Source organism: Enterobacter sp. SENG-6 (assembly GCF_001605945.1).
GTDB classification, from domain to species: domain Bacteria; phylum Pseudomonadota; class Gammaproteobacteria; order Enterobacterales; family Enterobacteriaceae; genus Enterobacter; species Enterobacter cloacae.
The window spans coordinates 15,443-36,157 of the sequence record NZ_LOMM01000044.1; the positions used below are offsets into that span (position 1 = coordinate 15,443).

Below are 20,715 nucleotides of genomic sequence, written 5' to 3' on the forward strand. Positions count from 1 at the left end.
GGAAGCGTGCGCTATCCGGCTTGAGATAGCGCAATTTTTAGTAAATCTGTGGAAAAGAGTTAGCCCTGCAGCAGGCGGATCAGTAAGGAGCCGTTATACATTGCATCTTTTACCAGCGCGGCGCCGGCCATGGTGCCCTGGTTCGAAAACTGCGTGCTTTCGACCACTATGTTTTTGCTGTAGGCGGGCAGCGCCTGCTGATTAATGCAGGCCGAGATCGCCGGGAAGAGGATATCCGCCGCCTGGCTGAGCGGGGAGCCGATCAGGATTTTTTGCGGGTTAAACAGATTCACCATAATGGCGAGAATGCGCCCGACGTTATTCCCTACGCCAGTAATGATGTCCTTAGCCAGCAGATCGCCCTGCCGCGCCGCTGTGCACAAGGAATCTACCGTCAGGGGTTGCCCGTGCAACGAGGAGCTCATGGACTGGCTGAGCCTCACCTGCGCCAGCTCAAGCACGCTTTCCACGCTGGCAATGGTCTCCAGGCAGCCGTGGTTGCCGCAGTAGCAGCGTTTCCCGTAGGGATCGACCTGCGTGTGGCCGATCTCCACCAGGCTACTGCTGCCCGCATGCAACAGGCGTCCGTCGGTGATGACGCCCGCCCCGACGTTATGGTCGATCACCACCTGAATGACATCCCGCGCCCCGCGTGACGCGCCAAACAGCGCCTCCGCCATAGTCCAGGCGCTGATGTCATGCTGAATGTAGACCGGTACGCCGGTATGGTTTTTCAGGACCTCACCCAGCGGCATCTCTTTAACGTCTTCATAAAACGGCATGCGGTGCACAATGCCGTTCTCGGTATCAATAATGCCCGGCATGGTGATGGCAATCGCCGTTAAGCGTTCAAGCTTCTGCTGGTGACGAATAAAGAAATGATCGATATGCGTGACAATCGCCTCAAGAAGCGGTTGATCAGCGTTAAGCGGCAGCTCCAGCCGGTCTTCCACCACCAGCTTGCTGCTGAGATCGCGCAGCGCAAGAAAGATCTCGCCCCGGCTGATGCGCAGCGACAGGTAATGCCACGCTTCCGTCTCCACCACCAGCCCGACCGCCGGACGGCCCCGGCTCCCCGGCTCCTGAATCTCCGTCTCCTGAACCAGATGGGCTTCCAGCATTTCGCGAACAATCTTGGTAATACTGGCGGGAGCCAGTTGGGCCAGGCGCGACAAATCGATACGCGAAACCGGACCAAGCTGATCAATCAGGCGATATACCGCGCCAGCGTTGGTCTGCTTAATCTGATCAATATGCCCTGGCTGACTATCAGCAACCACCTCGTACTCCCTTATTTTCGAGCTTCGAAATAAACTTTGGGCTATGGTGAAGCACTTGCATGGCCGTCGTCAAATATTTACTTAGCCATGTGATTTACTGCACATTTTTGCCCATTTTTCCCTATAAATATCGCCCGGCAGAGGCGGTGATAAGCTGCTTTTTAAAACGCTGTGCCGCATTGCTCTGTTCATGATGTCTGGACCACACCAGCCACATCTCCGATACCGCATCGTCTTCGGCAAGCGGAACCCAGCACATTTCACGCAATTGTACCCGTTTAAAGGAGGCCGGGAGAATAGAAACCCCCAGCCCGGCGGCGACCAGGCCTATTATTGTCATCGCCTCTCCTACCTCCTGGGTAATGACCGGGGCGAGATCGTAGCGGCGCATCAGGCCCAGAATATCGTCATACAGACCGGTTCCCACCTGCGGGTCGAAAAAGACAAACGGCTCTTTCGCCAGCTCCGCCAGCGTGACGGCAGGTTTCGACGCCAGGGGGTGATCGCGCGGGATCATCGCCATCAGCGGCTCGCGCAGGATCACCTGCCACGCCAGCGAGTCCGGCAGTTGAGTGTTGCGCATCAGCCCTAAATCCAGCGCCCCTTCATTCAGCGGAGCAATTTGTTCCCGGGTATTAATTTCGCGCGTCTGAATATGCACGTCCGGGAAGTCACGGCGAAACGACGACAGGGTTTGCGAGACGGCGCTGATAAACGGGGCAGACGAGGTAAACCCGATGCGCAATTCACCGGCTTCCCCCAGGTAGAGCCGCTCTGCGCGGGCGGCGGCGTCGTCAACCATGCTCAGAATTTGTCGGCTGTCGGCCAGAAATTGCCTGCCTGCCGCCGTCAGGCTCACGCTACGGTTGGTGCGGGCGAGAAGACGGGCGCCAATCTGCTGCTCCAGGATCTGAATTTGCTGGCTGAGCGGCGGCTGCGAAATGTTCAGGCGCGCGGCGGCGCGGCCAAAATGGAGTTCTTCTGCCACCGCGACAAAGTAGCGTAAATGACGTAGTTCGATATTCATATTTTATATGTATCATTTGAGATTATTAATATATTAGACAGAATATTTACATTTTCCTACCCTGAAGAGGTGGTCATACCCGTCACCAGAAACCACGGGGATGTTTAAGCAAGGAACATGTGTGAGTCGTACATCTACCGTTGATATCGAACCGGCACGCGATATCGATGATTTACCCGCAGCTTCTCAGCCGGCGCAGTTTATTAAACGTGGTACCTCCCAATTTATGCGCGTCACGCTGGCGCTGTTCTCAGCCGGTCTGGCAACCTTTGCCCTGCTCTACTGCGTTCAGCCTATCCTTCCCGTGCTGTCACATGAGTTTGGCGTCTCACCGGCCAGCAGCAGTATTTCTCTCTCTATTTCAACCGGGATGCTGGCTGTCGGCCTGCTTTTTACCGGCCCTCTCTCTGATGCCATTGGGCGTAAACAGGTGATGGTGACCGCGCTGATGCTGGCGTCGGTTTGTACGTTGCTCTCCACCATGATGACCAGCTGGCACGGGATCCTGATGATGCGCGCGCTCATCGGGTTATCCCTCAGCGGCGTGGCGGCGGTCGGGATGACTTATCTCAGTGAAGAGATCCACCCGAGCTTTGTCGCGTTCTCCATGGGGCTGTACATCAGCGGGAACTCCATTGGCGGTATGAGCGGACGCCTGCTGAGCGGCGTGTTTACAGACTTCTTTAACTGGCGCATTGCGCTGGCGGTGATTGGCTGCTTTGCGCTGGCCTCTGCGCTGATGTTCTGGAAAATTCTGCCGGAATCACGCCACTTCCGCCCCACCTCCCTGCGTCCGAAAACGCTGTTTATCAACTTCCGCCTGCACTGGCGGGATAAAGGGCTGCCGCGGCTGTTCCTGACCGGCTTTCTGCTGATGGGGTCATTCGTCACGCTGTTTAACTATATTGGCTATCGTCTGATGCTTTCGCCGTGGCATCTGAGCCAGGCGGTGGTGGGCCTGCTCTCCGTGGCGTATCTGACCGGGACCTGGAGCTCGCCAAAAGCCGGAGCGATGACCGCCCGCTATGGCCGTGGGCCCGTGATGCTGGTCTCAACCGCCGTGATGTTGCTGGGCCTGTTGCTGACGCTCTTCTCGTCCCTGTGGCTGATTTTCACCGGAATGCTGCTCTTCTCTGCCGGTTTCTTCGCCGCGCATTCCGTTGCCAGCAGCTGGATTGGCCCGCGCGCCCGTCGTGCCAAAGGCCAGGCATCCTCTTTGTATCTGTTTAGCTATTATCTTGGCTCCAGCTTCGCCGGGACGCTGGGCGGCGTATTCTGGCACAACTACGGCTGGAACGGCGTGGGCGGGTTTATCGCGCTGATGCTCTGCGGGGCACTGCTGGTAGGGGCCAGTCTTCATAAACGTCTGAGATAATCCGCCTGCTGGCTGATGTCCGGTAAGACGAGCGATCCAGATAAACGGCACCAGCGTACTGGTGCCGTTTTTACATTCAGGAATCCCAGGCCTGCTCTATCTTAGCGGCTTCAAACTGCGGAGGCGGTTTTCGGAAACGGCGCGTCAGCCATGTCAGATAAAGGACCCCCAGTGCCGCCCAGATGAGGCCAAGCGTCAGGGACGTCGCTTCGAGGTTTATCCACAGCACGCCGACCGTTACGGCACCAATGAGTGGCAGCAGGAGATAGTGGAACCGATCTTTCCACGTTTTGTTCAGCCCCTTACGCCGCCAGAAATGGTTGTACACCGAGAGATTAACAAACGTAAACGCCACCAGCGCGCCAAAGTTGATCAGCGCCGTCGCGGTCACGAGGTCAAAGTACAGGGCCGACAGCGCCACTATCCCTACCATAATGACGTTCAGGGCCGGAGTACGCCATTTCGGATGCACGTAGCCAAACACCCGCTCCGGAAAGACGTTGTCACGCCCCATCACATACAATAAGCGTGAGACGCTGGCGTGTGAAGCCAGGCCTGAAGCGAGCGTATTCACAAACGTGGTACACAGAAACACCGACTGGAAGAGCTTGCCACCCACGTACAGCGCAATTTCCGGCAGCGCGGCGTCCGGGTTCTTGAAGCGCGCAATCGTCGGGAAGAAGAGTTGCATGAAAAACGAGGCAACAATGAATATCAGCCCGCCATACAGTGCGGTCAGGAAAATGGCTTTGGGAATAACCCGCGCCGCGTTTGGCGTCTCTTCCGACAGCGTGGTGACCGCGTCAAACCCGAGGAAAGAGAAGCAGACGATAGTCGCGCCGGTAATAATCGGGATCAGATGTGCGTTCTCGCTGATAAACGGCTGCAGCGACCAGACGGTGCCCACGCCCTCCCCCTTGTGCAGGCCATGCACCACGAGTATGACAAACACCACCATGATGGCGATCTGCACCAGCACAAACAGGGTGTTAAAGTTGGCGACCAAATTAACACTCTTCAGGTTCGCCAGCGTCAGGATCGTCACAAACCCCACCACCCACACCCACGGCGGGACTTCCGGGAACAATGCGGAAAGGTAGATCTTCGCCAGCAGCACGTTGATCATCGGCAGGAAGAGATAGTCCAGCAGCGAGGACCAGCCGACCATAAACCCCAGATGGGGTCCGATCGATTTCTGCGTGTAGGTGTACGCAGAGCCCGCTTCCGGGAACTGTCGTACCAGTTTGCCGTAGCTGATGGCGGTAAACATGACGCCCGCCAGCGCCAGGAGATACGAGGCGGGCACGTGGCCATTGCTGATACCGGACACAATGCCGAAGGTATCAAACACGGTCATGGGGGTGAGGTAAGCCAGCCCCATCATCACCACCTGCCAGAGCTTGAGGGAACTGCGCAGCCGGGTTCTTCCGGCCATGCCCGGCGAATCAAGAGATGTGTTAGTCGCCATAGACCATCCCCCCCATGCTTACCGTGGTTTGCAATCGCGTTGACCTTAACGCAAACCTGCTTAGCAAAGGGGGAAGTTGTAAAGAACATACGCGATCGTACCAGCGCAGCGTCTCTCGCTCGCACTCACAGCAGGCGCCTGACTGGCCCCCTTCGCCCTGCGGATAGTTGAACATCTGCATCATTTCCTACCTCGTCACACAGTGTCGTTAAGAAAGTCCCTGTGCCGCCTGCGCTCCATAACGCGACTCCCGGGAGATAGCTGGCGTGCCAGCGAACAGTTCGGCCAGGCTCCGCGCAGGCCGTTTGGTGATACATATGCGATGAAACAAAGCGGCCCCTGACCGGGGCACGTCATCAGGCGTTTTTCAGCATCCACTCGATTTCAGTTTCGGTAATCAGGCGTTCGAACTGCAGTAATTCATCATTTTTGCAGGCGTGATAGACGTGGCAGAAACGTTCGCCCAGTCGCTCGCGAAGGTGATCGTTTTGCATAAACTCCCACAGCGCATCGCTCTGACGAATCGGGAACGGCAATCCGTCCTGCTCCAGACCATTGCCTTCAACTTCTTCCTGCAGGGGTAAATCGTTATCCAGCCCGTGTAAAATGCCGGCAAAAATCGCCGCCATCACCAGATACGGATTCGCGTCTGCTCCCGCCACCCGGTATTCGACCCGATGGTTATGGCGATCGCCGCAGGGGATACGCAGGGCAACCGTGCGATTATTGTGTCCCCATGACGCCTGCGTCGGCACGTACATTCCCGGCTGGAAACGGCGGTAGGAGTTGACGTTCGGCGCCAGCAGTGCCATGGACGCTGGCATCAGATCGATCATCCCGGCCAGCGCGCGTTTCAGCAGCGTGGAATCCTCACCGCTGGCGTCTGCGAACACGTTTTCGCCTCTGTTGTTTTGCATGCTGATGTGGATATGCATCCCGCTGCCCGCATGTTCTTCATACGGCTTTGCCATAAACGTGGCGTGCATCTTGTGTTTTTCCGCCATCTGCCTGACGAGACGTTTTAGCGCCAGCGCATCATCGCAGGCATCCAGCACGTTTTCTGTATGGTGCAGGTTAATCTCAAACTGTCCCGGGGAGGCTTCAGCCACTGCCCCGTCGGCGGGGATCAACTGCAGTTGCGCCAGTTCGTCAATGTCATTCAGCACGTCAGCAAAGTGGTTGAGATTATCAACCGAGTAGACCTGACTCTGCGTGTTACGCACGTCGGTGCCCGGCGCGCAGGGTGGCTGCAGATAGCCGTCGGCATCGCGTTTACGGTCAAGTAAATAGAACTCCAGCTCTACCGCTACCACGGGGAACAGACCGCGCTGGCGCAGCTGCTGCCAGAGTCGGTTGAGTACGTTCCGCGGCTCAACGTCAAAGGGAGCGCCATCTTCATCGACCATGGTGAGCTGCACCTGACCAATGTACTCCGGGTCGGCGGCGTAGGGTGTCAGGGTGCCCGGCACCGGCACACAGATACAGTCCGGCTCGCCCAGCTCCTGCCCCAGCCCTGCCTCTTCCACAACGTTACCCAGAATGTCCATGGCGAAAACCGATGCCGGGAAATAGCAGCCTTTTTCAAGTTTGCTCAGTCCGGCAACCGGGATACGTTTGCCGCGAAAACAGCCGTTCAGGTCGGTCAGGAGGACATCAATAAACTGGGTGTCAGGATACTTTTCTAAATAGCGCTTCACTTCCTGCGTAAAGGCGCTGCCCCGCCTCTCATCCGTGTGCTGCACAAAGTTCTCAACTTCTACGATATTGGTTTCCATGATTTACCACCGTTTTTGGGATTTGCGTTCGCTGCTCTGGACTGTCAAATATAATGTCCACACTATCGAATCTGTATGCAAACAAATTGTTTGTCAAATGTTAAATTAAGTTTGCAAAAGGCAGATCTCGTTGCTAGATTGAGAAAATATTGAACGAAAAGGCCGTTTCACAGGCGAGAATGGCCTAAATTTAGTCCACTTTGTGAGGGCGATCATGGAAAATATAATGAACAAGCCAGTTATTGGCGTGGTGATGTGCAGAAACAGGCTTAAGGGTCATGAGACCCAGACCCTGCAAGAAAAGTACCTGAATGCCATTATTAACGCGGGGGGCTTACCTGTTGCCTTACCGCATGCGCTGGCAGAGCCAGAGCTTATTACCGCTCTGCTGCCAACCCTGGACGGAATTTACCTGCCGGGCAGCCCAAGTAACGTGCAGCCGCACCTTTATGGTGAAAACGGCGATGAGCCTGACGCCGATCCCGGGCGAGATCTTCTGAGTATGGCGCTGATTGCTGCCGCGCTCGAAAGGCGCATCCCCATTTTCGCCATCTGCCGGGGGCTGCAGGAAATGGTTGTTGCCACGGGAGGGACGCTGTATCGCCGCCTGTTCGAGCAGAACGACCTGCTTGAGCACCGGGAAGATCCTGAACTGCCGGTTGAGCTACAATACGCCCCTTCTCATGAAGTTCAGGTTCAGGAGGGAGGACTGCTGTCTCAATTAATACCAGGCTGTAACACATTTTGGGTAAACTCGTTACACGGGCAAGGTGCACGAACGTTAGGACCACGGCTTCGCGTGGAGGCCCGCTCGACGGACGGGCTCGTCGAAGCGGTCAGCGTTCATGACCACCCTTTTGCCCTCGGTGTGCAATGGCACCCCGAATGGAACAGCAGCGAGTACGCCCTGTCACGCATGTTGTTTGAAGGTTTTATCACCGCCTGTCAAAGCCACATTGCCGAGAAGCAACGGCTTTGACCACTACCGTAAAGGAAATGCAACTATGAGCGATGACGGACTGGCGCCAGGGAAACGTCTGTCTGAGATCCGCCAGCAATTGGGTCTCTCGCAGCGGCGTGCCGCCGAACTGTCTGGGTTAACACACAGTGCCATCAGCACCATTGAGCAGGACAAAGTCAGTCCTGCCATCAGTACGCTGCAAAAGCTGCTGAAAGTTTATGGGCTGTCGCTCTCGGAATTCTTTTCGGAACCGGAAAAACCTGATGAACCGCAGGTGGTTATTAATCAGGAAGACCTTATCGAAATAGGCAGTCAGGGGGTTTCGATGAAGCTGGTTCATAACGGAAATCCGAACCGTACGCTGGCGATGATTTTTGAAACTTACCAGCCAGGAACCACGACCGGAGAGAGGATCAAACACCAGGGTGAGGAGATCGGTACGATACTGGAAGGTGAAATAGTGCTGACCATTAATGGCCAGCCTTATCACCTGGTTGCGGGGCAAAGCTATGCCATTAATACCGGCATACCGCACAGCTTCAGCAACACCTCGGCAGGCATCTGCCGCATTATCAGTGCCCACACCCCCACCACGTTCTAATTACCACTCAGTCCCGGCGTAAGTGCGCTTACGCCGGGACAAATAAAAACGATCAATGTCGGCATTCTACGGGTTAATTCCCGGGATGCCTCACGGCTTCGTATTGCCTGAAACGGCCATGACCTTATTTATCTGATTGCGAAAGAAAGGAGTGAATATGCATTTTCAGCACCTGACTTACTGGCAGGATAAAGCAAAAAACAGCGCCATTGAGACCCGGTTATTTATTAACGGTGCCTATTGTGACGCCGCCGATAATGCCACGTTTGAAACCGTCAATCCCGCGACACAACAGACGCTGGCGAACGTGGCCCGGGGCAAGCAGGCGGACGTGGACCGTGCAGTTCAGGCGGCGCGTGAGGTATTTGAGCGCGGTGACTGGTCGCAGGCGTCTCCGGCGCAGCGCAAGGCCGTGCTCAATAAGCTCGCCGATTTAATGGAACGCCACGGCGAAGAGCTGGCCTTACTGGAAACACTGGACACCGGTAAACCCATCCGCCACAGCCTGCGCGACGATATTCCCGGCGCGGCGCGCGCCATTCGCTGGTACGCCGAAGCGGCGGATAAAGTCTACGGCGAAGTAGCGCCTACGGGGCCGGGCGAACTGGCGATGATCGTGCGCGAGCCGATCGGGGTGGTTGCGGCCATCGTTCCCTGGAACTTCCCGCTGCTGCTGGCCTGCTGGAAGCTGGGCCCGGCACTGATCGCGGGCAACAGCGTGGTATTGAAACCGTCGGAGAAATCGCCACTCACCGCCCTGCGGCTGGCCGGGCTGGCGAAAGAGGCAGGCCTGCCGGACGGCGTGCTGAATGTGATAAGCGGTTACGGCCACGAAGCGGGCCAGGCGCTGGCATTGCATCCAGAAGTCGAGGTGCTGACCTTTACCGGCTCTACCCGTACCGGCAAGCAGCTGTTGAAGGACGCGGGTGAAAGCAACATGAAGCGCGTCTGGCTGGAGGCGGGCGGCAAGAGCGCCAACATTATCTTTGCCGACTGTCCGGACCTCGACAAAGCCGTGAGCGCAACCGCCGCCGGGATTTTTTATAACCAGGGGCAAGTCTGTATCGCCGGTACCCGCCTGCTGCTCGAAGACAGCATCGCCGACGACTTTCTGGCAAAGCTAAAAGCGCAGGCCCGTCACTGGCAGCCGGGCGATCCGCTCGACCCTGACAGCACGATGGGCATGCTCATCGACGCTGCGCATGCCGATACCGTCCACACGTTTATTCGCGAGGGAACCCGAAAAGGTACGCTGCTGCTGGACGGGCGGGAACAAGCATGGCCTTGTGCAGTCGGTCCCACCATTTTTGTCGACATCGACCCTGCCTCCCCGCTGTGTCGCGAAGAGATTTTCGGACCGGTGCTGGTCGTCACCCGTTTTAAAACCGAAGAAGAAGCCTTAACGCTGGCCAACGACAGTGAATATGGGCTTGGCGCGGCGGTATGGACCCGCGATCTTTCCCGCGCGCACCGCATGAGCCGCCGCCTGAAAGCAGGCTCGGTCTTCGTCAATAACTATAACGACGGCGATATGACCGTACCCTTTGGCGGCTATAAGCAGAGCGGCAACGGTCGCGATAAGTCCCTGCACGCGCTGGAAAAATTTACCGAACTGAAAACCATCTGGATTGCCCTGGAGTCTCAATCATGACCGAACATACCACCAGCTACTACGCGGCCAGCGCGAACGCTTACGAACCTTTCCCGACGCTTAACGAGTCGATCAGCTGTGACGTGTGCGTGGTGGGCGGCGGCTATACCGGCCTCTCCTCCGCGCTGCATCTCGCCGAAATGGGCTACGACGTGGTGCTCCTTGAAGGGGCGCGCATCGGCTTCGGCGCCAGCGGACGCAACGGCGGCCAGCTGGTTAACTCTTACAGCCGCGATATCGACGTGATTGAGAAAAACTACGGACCCGATGCCGCCAGAGTCCTCGGGAGCATGATGTTTGAAGGCGGGGAGATCATCCGGGAGCGTATCCAGCGCTATCAGATCCAGTGCGACTATCGTCCCGGCGGGCTGTTTGTGGCGCTAAACCATAAGCAGCTCGAGACGCTGGAGGAGCAAAAAGCCAACTGGGAACGCTACGGCAATACGCAGCTGGAGTTGCTGGACGCCAGTGCCATCCGCCGGGAAGTCGACAGCGAACGCTATACCGGCGCGCTGCTGGACCGCAGCGGGGGGCATATTCATCCACTGAACCTGGCGATCGGCGAAGCGGACGCGATTCGCCTGAACGGCGGGCGGGTGTATGAACAGTCCCCGGTGACCGCCATTCAGCACACCAGCCCGGCGGTGGTAAGCACGCAGCATGGCCAGGTGACGGCCCGCTATGTGATCGTCGCCGGGAATGCCTATCTGGGCGATAAGATAGAACCGGAACTGGCAAAACGCAGCATGCCCTGCGGCACTCAGGTTGTGACCACCGCCCCGCTGCCGGAAGCGGTCGTCCGCACGCTGATCCCCAATAACTACTGCGTGGAAGATTGTAACTACCTGCTGGATTACTACCGTCTTACCGCCGACAACCGCCTGCTGTACGGCGGTGGCGTCGTCTATGGCGCGCGCGATCCGGACGATGTCGAGCGTCTGGTGATGCCAAAGCTGCTGAAAACCTTCCCACAGCTGGCCGGCGTCAAAATCGACTACCGCTGGACGGGCAACTTCCTGCTGACCCTGTCGCGCATGCCGCAGTTTGGTCGTCTGGATAAAAACATCTATTACATGCAGGGCTACAGCGGCCACGGCGTGACCTGCACCCACCTGGCCGGACGGCTGATCTCGGAACTGTTGCGCGGTGACGCTGAGCGCTTTGATGCGTTTGCCAACCTTCCGCACTACCCCTTCCCGGGCGGTCGCAGCCTGCGGATTCCATTCACGGCGATGGGTGCGGCGTATTACAGCCTGCGCGATCGTCTTGGCGTATGAGCGTTTCGACAAAAGGGTATCTGACATGAGTAACCAGGAATTTCATCAGCGTAGACTTTCTGCCACCCCGCGCGGCGTAGGCGTAATGTGTGATTTCTTTGCCCGCACGGCGGAGAATGCCACGCTTACCGACGTGGAAGGCAACGACTATATTGATTTCGCCGCCGGGATCGCGGTACTGAATACCGGCCATCGGCATCCTGAACTGGTGGCCGCAGTGGAAAAACAGCTTCACCAGTTCACCCACACGGCCTACCAGATTGTGCCGTATGAAAGCTACGTCTCATTAGCCGAAAAACTTAATGAGCTGGCCCCGGTGCAGAGCCCGGCCAAAACGGCATTCTTCACAACGGGCGCAGAAGCGGTGGAAAATGCCATTAAAATCGCCCGGGCCCACACCGGCAGACCGGGCGTGATTGCCTTCGGAGGAGGCTTTCACGGTCGAACCTATATGACCATGGCATTAACCGGCAAGGTCGCGCCTTATAAGCTGGGATTTGGCCCCTTCCCGGGGTCGGTTTATCACGTGCCCTATCCCTCGGAGCTGCACGGCATCACGACGCAGGATGCCATCACGGCGATAAAACGTCTGTTCAAAGCAGACATTGAGGCGAAACAGGTAGCGGCGATTATTTTTGAACCCATTCAGGGTGAAGGCGGATTCAACGTCGCCCCGCCAGATCTGGTGGCCGCCATCCGCCGTATCTGTGATGAACACGGGATCGTGATGATTGCCGACGAAGTACAGAGCGGCTTCGCCCGTACGGGGAAACTGTTTGCCATGGAACACTACGCCGACAAGCCCGACCTGATGACGATGGCGAAAAGCCTGGCAGGCGGAATGCCGCTGTCCGGCGTGGTGGGTCGCGCCGAAATCATGGACGCGCCGGCGCCCGGCGGTCTGGGGGGGACCTATGCAGGCAACCCGCTGGCGGTGGCCGCCGCGCACGCGGTGCTGAATATTATCGACAACGAGTCACTGTGCGCCCGCGCCCGACATCTGGGCGATCGACTGAAAGCCACCCTGGAAGAGATTCAGGGCACCTTCCCTGCGCTCGTGGCGATAAGGGGAAGAGGATCGATGATTGCGGCGGAGTTTTTTGATCCCGAGAGCCGTGCACCTTCGGCCGCCATCGCACAGGCGATCCAGCAAAAAGCACTCGCCCAGGGCCTGCTGTTATTGATCTGCGGCCAGTACGGCAACGTGATCCGCTTCCTTTATCCGCTGACCATTCCGGATGCCCAGTTCACCCAGGCGCTGGCGATCTTGCAACAGGTTATGCGTGATAAGGCCTAATTACCTACCGAAAACCGTCTCCCGGCATTCCGGAGACGGTTTCAACGGAGGAGATCGGCTTAGATTTCCTCCATGTGGGAAATGCTGGGGAATTTGGTCTGTTTCATTGTATGCTCCCTGAAACACATCCCTGGCAAGAGGAAATAAGAATTGCAAAAAACATCCGCCTATCAGTCACTTGTGAAAACCTTCCAGCGTCTCTCCCGCTTCTCGCACCTCTCCTCCATCGCCAGCTGGGACATGTTCACCATGATGCCGCCCGGCGGCAGCGCCGCGCGCGGTGAAGCGCTGGCGGAGATGAGCGTCCTGCAACATCAGATCCTGACCGACAAAAAAGTGGGTGAATGGCTGGCTGCAGCGGCAGGTGAAGATTTGAATGACGTCGAACAGGCCAACCTGCGTGAAATGACGCGTCAATATCAGCAGGCCTCGCTGCTGCCGGAATCGCTGGTGGAAGCCAAATCGCTGGCGGGCAGCAAATGTGAGCACGCCTGGCGTACCCAGCGTCCGGCCAATGACTGGCAAGGCTTTTCCGCCAATCTGAAAGAGGTGGTAAAACTCAGCCGTGAAGAGGCGCGTTTGCGCGCGGAGGCAAAAGGTTGCTCACCTTACGATGCGCTGCTGGATATTTTTGAGCCAGACATGACCAGCGCCCGTCTGGACGTGCTCTTTGCCGACATGAAGTCGTGGCTGCCGGATCTGCTGGCAAACGTGGTCGACAAGCAGGCCAGGCAGACCTTCGTTCCGCCTCAGGGCCCCTTCCCGACGGCAACGCAGCGTGAGCTGGGGCTGGAAGCCATGAAGATGCTCGGCTTCGATTTCAACGGCGGTCGTCTGGACGTGAGCGCGCACCCGTTCTGCGGCGGCGTGCCGGAAGATGTGCGCATTACCACGCGGTATGACGAAGATGAACTCCTCAGCGCCCTGTTTGGCGTGATCCACGAAACCGGACACGCGCGCTACGAACAGAACCTGCCGCGCGCGTGGGCCGGTCAGCCCGTTGCCCTGGCGCGTTCAACGGCAATCCACGAATCCCAGAGTCTGTTCTTTGAGATGCAGCTTGGCCGCAGCGAGGCGTTCCTGAAACATCTCCTCCCTGCCGTTCATGCCCGTTTTGGCAGCCAGGCGGCGTTTAGCGAAGAGAACTTTATCGCCTGGAACCAGCGCGTGAAGCCGGGCTATATCCGCGTCGATGCCGACGAAGTGAGCTACCCGGCACACGTGGTGCTGCGCTATGAGATTGAGCGGGCGCTGATCAATGGCGATATCGAGGTGGAGGACATCCCGGCCCTGTGGGATGAGAAAATGCAGGCGTGGCTCGGGTTATCCACCAAAAACAACTACCGCAACGGCTGTATGCAGGATATCCACTGGACCGACGGCGGATTCGGTTACTTCCCGTCTTATACGCTGGGGGCGATGTACGCCGCGCAGCTGTTCCATGCCGCGAAAACGGCGCTGCCAGGTCTGCAGGCCTCTATCGCTGACGGGGATCTGTCGGCCCTGTTTGACTGGCTGCGCCAGAACGTCTGGCAACACGGCAGCCGGTTTACCACATCACAGCTGATCACCCAGGCGACGGGAGAAGATCTGAATATCCGCTACTTCCGTGAACACCTGACCTCGCGTTACCTGTAATGACCCACGCCGGGGAAAGCCCCCGGCGTTGTACAAACGGTTACACGCCGATACCAATCACTCACGGAAACCCCGAATTTACAGGGATATAGTTATTTCAACGGCCCCGCAGTGGGGTTAAATGAAAAACCAAATTCGAGGGTATGAACATGAATAAAGTATTAGCTCTGGTTGTTGCCGCTGCTATGGGTCTGTCTTCTGCTGCGTTCGCTGCTGAGACTACTGCAACTGCTCCAGCTGCCGCTGCACCTGCTGCAACCACCGCTGCACCGGCAAAAACGGTACACCACAAGAAACATCACAAAGCTGCTAAACCTGCTGCTGAGCAAAAAGCGCAGGCGGCTAAAAAGCACCACAAAAAAGCCGTAAAACAAGACGCCGCTAAACCTGCTGTTGAGCAGAAAGCACAGGCCGCCAAAAAGCACCACAAAAAAGCGACTAAACCCGCTGTAGAGCAGAAAGCTCAGGCCGCTAAAAAGCATCACAAAAAAGCAGTAAAACACGAAGCTGCTAAACCAGCTGCTCAGCCAGCTGCGTAAGAGTACAAGCTAAACCGTGCCCTTCGGGGCACGTTGGTAAACCGGCGCTGAACCTTTCAATACAGCGCCGTTTTTTTATCCGGAGGGCGTATGCTGCGACGCTATCGGTTTGAGTTGATCCTTATCCTGCTTATTTTATGCGCGCTCATCGCAAGCCAGTTTTATCTTTCCTGATCGTAGCACGCTGATTTTACTCCCACTTTAGCGCTGTCCCGTCTATAGTATTTTCATAGGGTTCACTTTTAATAATCATAATTACCCCCACCAGAGTGTGATATGCGTAAATCTGTTGTGTTATTACTGGGAACGTTTGCTCTTTTTTCTGGATTCGCGCATGCGGATGATGGCGATGATGACACCATTAGCGCGAAAGAGCTTAAAACGCTGTTTTTCGGTCATGATGATCGTACGCGTGTCGCCGATCCTACCCAGGCCCCGTGGGATGCCATCGGGCAACTGGAAACCGCCAGCGGTAACTTATGCACCGCCACGCTGATTACCCCTCAGCTTGCCCTGACCGCAGGCCATTGCCTGTTGACGCCGCCGGACGGCAAACCCGACAAAGCCGTGGTACTGCGATTTGTGTCTCAGAAAGGGATGTGGCGCTATGAAATTCACGGGATTGAAGGCCGGGTTGACCCTTCGCTGGGTAAGCGCCTGAAACCGGACGGCGACGGCTGGATAGTCCCGCCCGCTGCGGCCTCCTGGGATTTCGGTCTCATCATTTTGCGCTACCCGCCTTCTGGAATCACTCCACTACCCCTGTTTGATGGCGATAAAGCCGCGCTGACCGCCGCGCTGAAAGCCGTCGATCGCAAGGTGACGCAATCCGGTTATCCGGTCGATCATCTGGATACGCTGTATACCCACACCGACTGCATTGTGACCGGCTGGGCGCAAAACAGCGTGCTCTCTCACCAGTGCGATACGTTACCGGGCGACAGCGGCTCACCGCTGATGCTGAAAACGGATAACGGCTGGCAGTTGATTGGTGTGCAGAGTTCAGCTCCGGCGGCCAAAGACCGATGGCGCGCGGATAACCGTGCTCTCTCGGTGACCGGTTTTCGCGACAAGCTGGATGCGCTGGCACAATAACAGGCCAGCGCCGCCTCGCCTGACGTCATCAGGCGAGTTTTATCATAATCATACCGGCCAGCAGCAATACCAGGCCGATCCAGCCTTTATTATTTAACCGTTGGCCGAAGAGCACCCACCCTGCTGCCAGGGTCGCGGCAATACCAAACCCGCCCCACAGGGCATAGGCTACAGACAGATCGATACCTTTGACCGCCTGAGACAGGGCGCTAAACGCCCCCAGCACAGCGGCAATCGACATCAGACCGTAAACTTTACGGCGAAAACCATCAGAGAATTTCAGAAACACGTTCGCCAGAATTTCCAGAACAATGGCGAACCCCAGCCAGGCCGCGTGGATCCATTCAAACTGCTGCATGGGTCTGCTCCTTCTGCGGTTTTGTCGGTTTACGTGTACCCGATTTAATCAGCACAATCCCGACTACCAGCGTCGTCAATCCGGCGATCTTCATTGTTGATAAGGTTTCGTCAAATAACAAAACGCTGAACAGCGTAATCAACAAAATACCGATACCTTCCCAGAGGGCATAAGCCACCCCCAGCGCGATTTTCTTCACCGCAAACGAGAGGAAAATATAGGAAAGCGAAATCATCACCAGCATTAAAATAAAACCGGTATTGCCATCGCTGACGCTTGCCCATTTCATAGACAGCGTGCCGGTAATTTCAGCGAGAATAGCCAGGGCTAATAAAATCCAGTAAAACATGTTTTTCTCCTGCTTGAGAATATAATCCATCGCGGCTCGCTGCGAACAGCAAACCCAAAAAAGGAAATTAAATCAGATAGCTAAGCGCATGGCGCCAGCTCAGGCAGAAGACGTGACTATAGCGCGTTGCGCCAGTGTTGCTCACCGGACAGAAGGAAGAAAGAGGTGGAGAATACAGCAGTATGGTTTGAAGAATACGTCCTGAACAAATTGTCCATAAAATTACAATTATCCGCGGTGTTGCTTCTCGTCTTTGCGGATCAAAATTGTCCTCGGTAGTTAAACACGCTAAATTTGTACCATAAGCCAGGATTTTACTCAAAGTCTTTTCAATTCTTTACCGAGGCCGTTTGATTTTGGTTAGTTTATTAAACGCCTTTCGCCTTTATTATAAATAAAAAAATACGCAGGAATTGCCATGGCTAAACCCATCATTACCCTGAACGGCCTTAAGATTGTGATCATGCTCGGTATGCTGGTGATCATCCTGACGGGCGTTCGTTTTGCCGCCGATATTATCGTGCCTTTTATTCTGGCGCTGTTTATTGCAGTGATCCTTAACCCGCTGGTTCAGCGCATGGTGCGGATACGCATACCGCGCGTGCTGGCGATCACCCTGCTCATCAGCATCATTATTATCGCGATGGTGCTGCTGGTCGCTTATCTGGGCACATCCCTGAATGAACTGGCGCGCACGCTGCCGAAATACCGCTCGTCGCTGGTGATACCCCTGTTGCAGATTGAACCCTGGCTGCAGCGCGCGGGCATTGAGGTCTCCGTTGAGGAACTGCTGAAGTATATCGACCCCAACGCAGCAATGACCCTCGTCACCAGCCTGCTGGCGCAGCTCTCCAACGCCATGACCTCTATTTTCCTGCTGTTTTTAACCGTGGTGTTTATGCTGCTGGAGGTGCCGCAACTGCCTGCCAAACTACAGCATATAATGGTTCGGCCGGTGGAAGGCATGGGCGCGATTCAGCGTGCACTGGACAGTGTTTCCCGCTATCTGGTGCTGAAAACGGCGATCAGTCTCGTCACCGGGTGTGTTGTCTGGGGCATGCTGGTTGCGCTGGATGTGCGGTTTGCGTTCGTCTGGGGACTGCTCGCCTTTGCGCTTAACTATATTCCCAACATCGGTTCCGTGCTGGCGGCCATCCCGCCTATTCTGCAGGTGCTGGTTTTCAGTGGTTTGTATGATGCCCTGATTCTGCTGGCCGGTTATCTGGTGATTAACCTGGTCTTCGGAAACATTCTTGAACCGCGCATGATGGGACGCGGGCTTGGGCTTTCGACCCTGGTGGTGTTTTTGTCCCTGATATTCTGGGGTTGGCTGCTCGGCCCCGTTGGCATGCTGCTCTCCGTTCCGCTGACCATCATCGTCAAGATTGCGCTTGAGCAGACGGCGGGCGGGCAAAGTATCGCCGTACTGCTGAGCGATATGAGTCACAGAGGCTGAGCAACCCGTCAGTTAACCTATTCGCGCCAGCCCATTGCTGGCGCCACATGTTTGAGGATCGACTCAATCACATGCGCGTTGTAGTCCACGCCAAGCTGATTCGGTACGGTCAGTAACAGGGTATCCGCTTCGGCTATCGCGTCGTCCTGCTTCAATTGTTCAACCAGCTTGTCGGGCTCTGCCGCATAGCTGCGCCCGAAAATCGCCCGCGTTTTTTCATCCAGATAGCCCACGCTATCGCTGTCGTTGCGGCTGGCCCCGAAATACATCCGGTCACGATCGTCCATCAGGGCAAAGATACTGCGGCTCACCGACACGCGCGGCTGACGGGTATGGCCCGCCTCAGCCCAGGCCTGACGATACGCGCGGATCTGTTTTGCCTGCTGAATATGGAACGGCTCGCCGGTTTCATCGTCTTTCAGCGTTGAGCTTTGCAGGTTCATGCCCAGTTTTGCGGCCCAGACCGCCGTTGCATTTGAACCGGCGCCCCACCAGATGCGGTCGCGTAAACCTTCGGAATGAGGCTCCAGGCGCAGCAGGCCAGGCGGGTTCGGGAACATCGGTTGCGGGTTTGGTTTCGCAAACCCTTCTCCGCGCAGCACCTCAAGCAGCACCTCGGTATGACGACGCGCCATATCCGATTCGTTTTCCCCTTCCTGCGGGACATAGCCAAAGTGACGCCAGCCATCAATCACCTGCTCCGGCGAGCCGCGGCTAATTCCCAGCTGCAAACGCCCGCCAGAGATCAGATCCGCCGCCCCGGCATCCTCCGCCATGTACATTGGGTTTTCATACCGCATATCGATCACGCCGGTACCGATCTCGATGGTTTTGGTTTTTGCGCCTATCGCCGCCAGCAAGGGGAACGGCGAGCTGAGCTGCCGGGCAAAGTGGTGCACACGGAAATAAGCGCCATCGGCACCCAGTTCTTCAGCGGCCACGGCCAGGTCGATGGACTGCAGCAGCGTGTCCGCTGCGGTTCGGGTACCGGACTGTGGCGACGGCGTCCAGTGACCAAATGATAAAAATCCGATCTTTTTCATAAGGGGTAATCCTGAGAATGTGTTGCGTTTCTTCTACTCTACGCATTACCAGGCAACAATAAATGCCGTTTATTTAACGGAAAGCGTCAAATAAATTGACTGACCTGAGCAGATCGCTATTGCGTTCCATAATGGGATATAATTTCGCTCACTCTTTTCCTGGCAGGTAAAACCGGCAATGGCTCTGATCCCTAAAAACTACGCGCGGCTGGAAAGCGGCTACCGTGAAAAAGCATTAAAAATTTATCCATGGGTCTGTGGGCGCTGCTCACGGGAATTTGTCTATTCCAACCTTCGGGAACTGACGGTTCACCATATCGATCACGACCATACCAATAACCCGGAAGATGGCAGTAACTGGGAGCTGTTGTGCCTGTTTTGCCACGATCATGAACACTCGAAGTACACCGAAGCGGATCAGTACGGCACCACCGTTGTCGCGGGAGAAGACGCGCAAAAAGATGTGGGTGTCGCCACCTTTAATCCGTTTGCTGATTTGAAAGCGATGATGAACAAGAAGAAATAATCTTCCAGGAATTTTCTCGCTCCGGCCAGCTCTGTTCACCCGTATACATAGACGTACCAGGTAATGACATAGATGGCCGTAATGATTACCCCGGCTACGCCGAGGAAGATCGCATCTCTCACCTCCACACTAGAATGTCCAGGTGATGGCGGCGGTGACAGCGCCTTCGTTACGTCGCGATACGATCGGGCTGTTATTTGCATGCTCCCCAAGCCAGGTGTAGTCGGCACTCAGGACCGTGCCCCAATGGGTATCGAACTGATGACTCCATGTCAGGCTGCTGTCTATACCGTAGAATCCACCGGGCGCTGAATAACGGCTATAACCGGAGCGCTGACTCTGCTGCTGACTGACCCCATACCAGGTATTGAGGTAACGGCTGTCGCCAAACAGGGATGCAGACTGAAAAGCAATCGTGTCCTGACTGGTTTGTAGAGGGAGCAGCGTAACAGAGGCCTGGTAGTTTACCCCCTGACTGTCCGTTACAGGCAGGGTCGCTTTGCCTTCCACACTCAGCCAGGAAGTGATTTGCCAGCCGACCGCCAGTCCGGTATTCAGGCTGGTATCTATCTCTCCCATCCCTTTCAGATTATTCGCTCCCTCTCGCCAGCTGGCGTTTTCGTCCGCCCTCCCCAGGTCGTAACCCAGCGTATGTTCAAGGTACACGCCGCTGTCATTTTGCAGGTCATATCCAATGCCTTTCTGCGCATCAATAAAGAATGCACCTTTGCGCCCCTGTAAAACAGGCACCCCTTGCCATACCTGCTTGTCAGAGCCTGAATAACGAGGCGCATAGCGTCCTCCTGCCCCAATCGTCAAATAGTCGGAAGACGTTTGTGCCTCATCGGCGTGTACGCCGGATGCTGCCGTCATCAGAAACGGAACGGTCATATACAGGGCTTTTTTTCTCGCTATCATACTGGTCTCCACTTCTACGTTGTGCGCAGTATGATTTGGCTAAATCAATGAATAGTCGGGATAGTGTTAAGAAACGGTCAA

General features: G+C 56.2%; 20 protein-coding genes and 1 pseudogene. 11 read left to right on the forward strand and 10 right to left on the reverse strand.

The genetic code is table 11. The annotated features are described in order from the left end of the window. Positions 1-59 precede the first annotated feature (59 nt). Both mlc and AX755_RS17980 read right to left on the reverse strand, forming a co-directional pair. Entirely contained in the window at positions 60-1,280 is a 1,221-nt protein-coding gene (gene mlc, locus AX755_RS17975; RefSeq protein ID WP_013096827.1) for a sugar metabolism global transcriptional regulator Mlc, read from the reverse strand. Between the two features lie 121 nt (positions 1,281-1,401). Continuing rightward, positions 1,402-2,307 carry a LysR family transcriptional regulator gene (locus tag AX755_RS17980; protein WP_023620317.1) on the reverse strand — a complete coding sequence of 302 codons (906 nt, stop codon included), beginning with the start codon at positions 2,305-2,307 and terminating at the stop codon, positions 1,402-1,404. A 121-nt stretch (positions 2,308-2,428) separates the two neighbouring features. On the opposite strand from AX755_RS17980, the gene AX755_RS17985 reads away from it, so the two are divergent. Beyond that, a complete protein-coding gene (locus tag AX755_RS17985; protein ID WP_013096829.1) occupies positions 2,429-3,682 on the forward strand; it encodes an MFS transporter in 1,254 nt (417 codons plus the stop codon). A 76-nt stretch (positions 3,683-3,758) separates the two neighbouring features. Here the strand turns inward: AX755_RS17985 and AX755_RS17990 are convergent, their stop codons facing one another. The 3 genes from AX755_RS17990 to AX755_RS18000 form a co-directional block, all read right to left on the reverse strand. Further along, positions 3,759-5,150 (reverse strand): APC family permease, encoded by a 1,392-nt coding sequence (locus AX755_RS17990; protein ID WP_013096830.1) that lies wholly within the window; start codon positions 5,148-5,150, stop codon positions 3,759-3,761. After that, positions 5,140-5,334: a YmjE family protein gene (locus AX755_RS26110; RefSeq protein WP_032618525.1), complete on the reverse strand. Its 195-nt coding sequence runs from the start codon at positions 5,332-5,334 to the stop codon at positions 5,140-5,142. Before AX755_RS26110 ends, AX755_RS17990 begins: the two co-directional genes overlap by 11 nt. A 172-nt stretch (positions 5,335-5,506) precedes the next feature. Then, entirely contained in the window at positions 5,507-6,925 is a 1,419-nt protein-coding gene (locus AX755_RS18000; protein ID WP_062857196.1) for a glutamine synthetase family protein, read from the reverse strand. A 214-nt stretch (positions 6,926-7,139) separates the two neighbouring features. On the opposite strand from AX755_RS18000, the gene puuD reads away from it, so the two are divergent. The 8 genes from puuD to AX755_RS18040 all read left to right on the forward strand — a co-directional run bounded on the left by puuD (position 7,140) and on the right by AX755_RS18040 (position 15,984). After that, on the forward strand, positions 7,140-7,904 hold the full coding sequence (puuD, locus tag AX755_RS18005; RefSeq protein ID WP_014831700.1) for a gamma-glutamyl-gamma-aminobutyrate hydrolase: 765 nt from the start codon (positions 7,140-7,142) through the stop codon (positions 7,902-7,904). 25 nt (positions 7,905-7,929) lie between these two features. Continuing rightward, positions 7,930-8,487: an HTH-type transcriptional regulator PuuR gene (gene puuR, locus AX755_RS18010; protein ID WP_013096835.1), complete on the forward strand. Its 558-nt coding sequence runs from the start codon at positions 7,930-7,932 to the stop codon at positions 8,485-8,487. Positions 8,488-8,644: 157 nt separating this feature from the next. Continuing rightward, positions 8,645-10,138: an aldehyde dehydrogenase PuuC gene (puuC, locus tag AX755_RS18015; protein ID WP_048971280.1), complete on the forward strand. Its 1,494-nt coding sequence runs from the start codon at positions 8,645-8,647 to the stop codon at positions 10,136-10,138. Continuing rightward, positions 10,135-11,415, forward strand: coding sequence for an NAD(P)/FAD-dependent oxidoreductase (locus AX755_RS18020; protein WP_013096837.1), 1,281 nt, complete (start codon positions 10,135-10,137; stop codon positions 11,413-11,415). The genes puuC and AX755_RS18020 overlap by 4 nt, the downstream gene beginning before the upstream one ends. 25 nt (positions 11,416-11,440) lie before the next feature. Continuing rightward, positions 11,441-12,712: a 4-aminobutyrate transaminase gene (gene puuE, locus AX755_RS18025; RefSeq protein WP_062857197.1), complete on the forward strand. Its 1,272-nt coding sequence runs from the start codon at positions 11,441-11,443 to the stop codon at positions 12,710-12,712. 150 nt (positions 12,713-12,862) lie between these two features. Next, positions 12,863-14,350, forward strand: a complete 1,488-nt coding sequence (locus AX755_RS18030; protein ID WP_062857198.1) for a carboxypeptidase M32 — start codon at positions 12,863-12,865, stop codon at positions 14,348-14,350. A gap of 149 nt (positions 14,351-14,499) precedes the next feature. Next, on the forward strand, positions 14,500-14,889 hold the full coding sequence (asr, locus tag AX755_RS18035) for an acid resistance repetitive basic protein Asr (RefSeq protein WP_013096840.1): 390 nt from the start codon (positions 14,500-14,502) through the stop codon (positions 14,887-14,889). Positions 14,890-15,165: 276 nt separating this feature from the next. Then, positions 15,166-15,984: a trypsin-like serine peptidase gene (locus AX755_RS18040; protein WP_047023657.1), complete on the forward strand. Its 819-nt coding sequence runs from the start codon at positions 15,166-15,168 to the stop codon at positions 15,982-15,984. A 28-nt stretch (positions 15,985-16,012) separates the two neighbouring features. Here the strand turns inward: AX755_RS18040 and mdtI are convergent, their stop codons facing one another. From mdtI to AX755_RS26115, 3 genes and pseudogenes are all read right to left on the reverse strand, one after another. After that, positions 16,013-16,342 (reverse strand): multidrug/spermidine efflux SMR transporter subunit MdtI, encoded by a 330-nt coding sequence (gene mdtI, locus AX755_RS18045; protein ID WP_013096842.1) that lies wholly within the window; start codon positions 16,340-16,342, stop codon positions 16,013-16,015. Continuing rightward, positions 16,329-16,691 carry a multidrug/spermidine efflux SMR transporter subunit MdtJ gene (gene mdtJ, locus AX755_RS18050; protein WP_029882799.1) on the reverse strand — a complete coding sequence of 121 codons (363 nt, stop codon included), beginning with the start codon at positions 16,689-16,691 and terminating at the stop codon, positions 16,329-16,331. Before mdtJ ends, mdtI begins: the two co-directional genes overlap by 14 nt. Positions 16,692-16,807: 116 nt before the next feature. Next, positions 16,808-16,978 (reverse strand): annotated as a pseudogene (locus AX755_RS26115) (protein YdgV). 131 nt (positions 16,979-17,109) lie between these two features. On the opposite strand from AX755_RS26115, the gene AX755_RS18055 reads away from it, so the two are divergent. Continuing rightward, complete coding sequence (locus AX755_RS18055) at positions 17,110-18,147, forward strand: AI-2E family transporter (protein ID WP_020688252.1); 1,038 nt, start codon at positions 17,110-17,112, stop codon at positions 18,145-18,147. A 17-nt stretch (positions 18,148-18,164) separates the two neighbouring features. On the opposite strand, the gene AX755_RS18060 is transcribed toward AX755_RS18055, so the two are convergent. Further along, positions 18,165-19,190, reverse strand: a complete 1,026-nt coding sequence (locus tag AX755_RS18060) for an LLM class flavin-dependent oxidoreductase (RefSeq protein ID WP_038419270.1) — start codon at positions 19,188-19,190, stop codon at positions 18,165-18,167. 178 nt (positions 19,191-19,368) lie between these two features. On the opposite strand from AX755_RS18060, the gene yajD reads away from it, so the two are divergent. Further along, positions 19,369-19,716, forward strand: coding sequence for an HNH nuclease YajD (gene yajD / locus AX755_RS18065; protein WP_006808895.1), 348 nt, complete (start codon positions 19,369-19,371; stop codon positions 19,714-19,716). Positions 19,717-19,845: 129 nt separating this feature from the next. On the opposite strand, the gene AX755_RS18070 is transcribed toward yajD, so the two are convergent. Continuing rightward, positions 19,846-20,634, reverse strand: coding sequence for a MipA/OmpV family protein (locus AX755_RS18070; protein ID WP_038419268.1), 789 nt, complete (start codon positions 20,632-20,634; stop codon positions 19,846-19,848). Positions 20,635-20,715: the final 81 nt, after the last annotated feature.

What these genes read in the sequence shown, in the direction of transcription:
- mdtJ (WP_029882799.1), bottom strand. Translation starts at nt 16,691, where the DNA reads ATGTTTTACTGGATTTTATTAGCCCTGGCTATTCTCGCTGAAATTACC.
- puuR (WP_013096835.1), top strand. Translation starts at nt 7,930, where the DNA reads ATGAGCGATGACGGACTGGCGCCAGGGAAACGTCTGTCTGAGATCCGC.
- puuD (WP_014831700.1), top strand. Translation starts at nt 7,140, where the DNA reads ATGGAAAATATAATGAACAAGCCAGTTATTGGCGTGGTGATGTGCAGA.
- asr (WP_013096840.1), top strand. Translation starts at nt 14,500, where the DNA reads ATGAATAAAGTATTAGCTCTGGTTGTTGCCGCTGCTATGGGTCTGTCT.
- AX755_RS26110 (WP_032618525.1), bottom strand. Translation starts at nt 5,334, where the DNA reads ATGATGCAGATGTTCAACTATCCGCAGGGCGAAGGGGGCCAGTCAGGC.
- AX755_RS17980 (WP_023620317.1), bottom strand. Translation starts at nt 2,307, where the DNA reads ATGAATATCGAACTACGTCATTTACGCTACTTTGTCGCGGTGGCAGAA.
- yajD (WP_006808895.1), top strand. Translation starts at nt 19,369, where the DNA reads ATGGCTCTGATCCCTAAAAACTACGCGCGGCTGGAAAGCGGCTACCGT.
- AX755_RS18055 (WP_020688252.1), top strand. Translation starts at nt 17,110, where the DNA reads ATGGCTAAACCCATCATTACCCTGAACGGCCTTAAGATTGTGATCATG.
- AX755_RS18000 (WP_062857196.1), bottom strand. Translation starts at nt 6,925, where the DNA reads ATGGAAACCAATATCGTAGAAGTTGAGAACTTTGTGCAGCACACGGAT.
- puuC (WP_048971280.1), top strand. Translation starts at nt 8,645, where the DNA reads ATGCATTTTCAGCACCTGACTTACTGGCAGGATAAAGCAAAAAACAGC.
- AX755_RS18020 (WP_013096837.1), top strand. Translation starts at nt 10,135, where the DNA reads ATGACCGAACATACCACCAGCTACTACGCGGCCAGCGCGAACGCTTAC.
- puuE (WP_062857197.1), top strand. Translation starts at nt 11,441, where the DNA reads ATGAGTAACCAGGAATTTCATCAGCGTAGACTTTCTGCCACCCCGCGC.
- AX755_RS18070 (WP_038419268.1), bottom strand. Translation starts at nt 20,634, where the DNA reads ATGATAGCGAGAAAAAAAGCCCTGTATATGACCGTTCCGTTTCTGATG.
- AX755_RS17990 (WP_013096830.1), bottom strand. Translation starts at nt 5,150, where the DNA reads ATGGCGACTAACACATCTCTTGATTCGCCGGGCATGGCCGGAAGAACC.
- AX755_RS18060 (WP_038419270.1), bottom strand. Translation starts at nt 19,190, where the DNA reads ATGAAAAAGATCGGATTTTTATCATTTGGTCACTGGACGCCGTCGCCA.
- AX755_RS18040 (WP_047023657.1), top strand. Translation starts at nt 15,166, where the DNA reads ATGCGTAAATCTGTTGTGTTATTACTGGGAACGTTTGCTCTTTTTTCT.
- mdtI (WP_013096842.1), bottom strand. Translation starts at nt 16,342, where the DNA reads ATGCAGCAGTTTGAATGGATCCACGCGGCCTGGCTGGGGTTCGCCATT.